General features: G+C 41.9%; 3 protein-coding genes. All 3 read right to left on the bottom strand.

Annotation, left to right across the window (positions count from 1 at the left end; genetic code table 11):
* Nucleotides 1-226: 226 nt before the first annotated feature.
* On the bottom strand, nt 227-976 hold the full coding sequence (locus ACQEXR_RS19900; RefSeq protein ID WP_427021005.1) for a hypothetical protein: 750 nt from the start codon (nt 974-976) through the stop codon (nt 227-229).
* Nucleotides 977-990: 14 nt separating this feature from the next.
* Nucleotides 991-1,353, bottom strand: a complete 363-nt coding sequence (locus ACQEXR_RS19895; RefSeq protein WP_138973163.1) for a hypothetical protein — start codon at nt 1,351-1,353, stop codon at nt 991-993.
* On the bottom strand, nt 1,331-2,503 hold a 1,173-nt coding region (locus ACQEXR_RS19890; RefSeq protein ID WP_427021004.1), incomplete at its 5' end, for an RHS repeat-associated core domain-containing protein. The genes ACQEXR_RS19895 and ACQEXR_RS19890, both read right to left, overlap by 23 nt.

Genomic DNA, 2,503 nt, shown 5'->3' with positions numbered 1-2,503 from the left:
AAGTTATCACGGCTGGTCGCCACCCAAACAATTTCAGCCGTTTCATCTTCAAGACGCTGGTCAAGGATTTCTTGAAGCTCATTGCCTACCTTTTCGAATGGTATTTTCTAGGGTAGGTGTTCTAACCATAGCTCGATACGAAACTTCATCTCACCTTATCAGTTTTACGACTTAAAATTTATAGCTCAAGCATTTAGCTACAATGCTTGAGCTATTGTGGAGAGGGTTATATGTCTACTCTTACCGTTCTTTTTTGTTGAACATCCAGAGTTATTTGCCCATTGGATAGAGTTGGTATGGAGTCTTTAGTAGCAATAATATCCATCTCAAAGGTACAAGTGTCGTAACCTTGAGTTAGCTGAGCTTGAGTCTGACCGAATATCTCACTCAGGCTCTTGTTATAAGAACCTGAATTGAGCAGATATTCACCCGAGTTTATATCTGATGACGCCGTTCTGATATTGATCTCGGTACTATTTGTACAGGTTAGCGTTTCCACTACATTAGAGTATGTATGATCTGATTCCGGGGCCCACGATACATCTATAACTTCGCCTGCAAAGCTTGTCGTTAATGTAAAGGGGAGCGGAAGTTCATTCACTGTCAGTGAACTTTGAACAACATTATCTCTCAATAACTCAACAATATACTCAGAGGCGCTTGCTGAAACATCTGCACCATAATAGTAAACGCCCCCTTCTACCGATGTTTCAGCTAACGAGAGGTTCACACTGTCAACTTCAGCGACCAGTTGGTCACCTCCATTAATAGCAACGTAATTAAACGAGGTATCATGCACATACCCATAAACCTCAGCATTGGAGGTGCTTGTTGCTGATAGTGTGAAGAACACGTGTAAATCAGATGCAGCATAATCACTACTGTAACGAGATACATTTGAGTCTGGATTTGAGGTGGCAGAGCTACCACCACAACCTGTAACTAGCATTAAAACTGACACATAGTATAATTTCATAACATAATCTATTATTACTCAGAAAGAGGGTAGAGATTGCGCCCATCACATTGAATCGACTTCACACTCTGATATTCATTAAAAACAAAGCTTTCGTTCTTAAAATAAACAACGCTGCACAAACGTTTATCTGTGATATCTGAGCTCATTAATGCCAAATAGCTTTCTCTATTCACTCTAACTCTTAACTTGATTCCCTTTACCGTTTGATAATATAAAGACACCCCACCGAATCGTTCGCTGTCTTCTCCTAAAAAAACCAGCTTAGTATCTACAGTTAATTCAGTTCCGTTTGTTTTATATGTTGTAAAAAAAAACCAAGTTGCTGCGAACATAACATATATTGCCAAACCTCTAAGGCTTATGGCTGCTCTCATAAAGAATTACCCCAGTTCCCACCGCATCAATGGTGTTATCTAATGTTGTATAACCTTGCATAAAGTTTATTGTACCCTGCACGGACAACCCCAAACCGATTAAGTTTGTTAACTCAGAAGCATAAGGAACATTCATTTGAGTTAACCCCTGCTCAACAATATGTGGTTGTTGGTTCCATCTAGCGTCAATACTAGCAGCCGCCCATAGTGCTGGTGCACACCCAATTTTAGTGCCAGCAATACAATCAATGCTTCCCACTGTAACAGTTAAAGAGTCAACTGCTAGAGCCGGGCCTTCTTTTTTAAAGAACTCTACACTGTCTTTTGTAGCAGCATCATTAACTTCTTTTATGATTGTATTTGCTTTACTCATTTGCGCAACAGCATGCATATCATTCCAAATGTCATTATACAAATAAACGGTAATCACACTAACAGCAGAACGCATCACCGCATCTCGGCTATTGGCACCACTTGCGGCGGCCGCTATACCTGACACGATAATCATACCTCCAGCTTGAAGAGTTTGCGTTTGAACATTGGCATGAACAATTCCTCCACCAAGCTTACCAATGACACCGCTGATAAAGCCTTGCTTGAAGCTACCACCTTGCAATTCATGGATACCGCCTTGAGCTACACCATGAGCAAGGGGTAATGCCGCTCTTAAGCTTCCTGTTTGTGCATTGAATGGACTGCCCTCACCATGGGCGAGCCCATTGGTAATAGCCGCTGATGCTCCACCAATAACACCTGCCTCTAATGCGCTGCCAAAGTCTCCCGTGGTTATATAGTTAGTTGTAAAAGAGGTAGTTGCACCACTTGCCGCTACTTGTGCAGTTTCTCCTAAACTCGAATAAAACCCTCCGGCACCATAGGCCATCATCACCGTACCAACGATTGCGCCGACTTTCTGTATGGTCGGATTTTCAAAGGTTTGAGACCCAATAAAAATGACAAGCCCAGCAACAAACCACCCCCAAACGTGACCAGTAGGGTCATTAAATTTCACCGGATTATTAAGTACATAAGCGTAACGGTTGTAACTTTGGCTAAAGCTCGGCTCTGGCACAAACGTATCGGCACTTAAGAAACGACCAATCACAGGGTCATACAAACGCGCGTTCATATTAATAAGACCACTGCTATT

It is taken from the genome of Vibrio sp. TRT 2004, from assembly GCF_050113735.1.
GTDB lineage: Bacteria > Pseudomonadota > Gammaproteobacteria > Enterobacterales > Vibrionaceae > Vibrio.
Note: the sequence above shows the minus strand (reverse complement) of the source record. Positions and strands in the feature narration are given on the sequence as shown.

Coding starts and splice junctions, on each gene's coding strand:
- ACQEXR_RS19900 (WP_427021005.1), bottom strand. CDS start 976: ATGAAATTATACTATGTGTCAGTTTTAATGCTAGTTACAGGTTGTGGT.
- ACQEXR_RS19895 (WP_138973163.1), bottom strand. CDS start 1,353: ATGAGAGCAGCCATAAGCCTTAGAGGTTTGGCAATATATGTTATGTTC.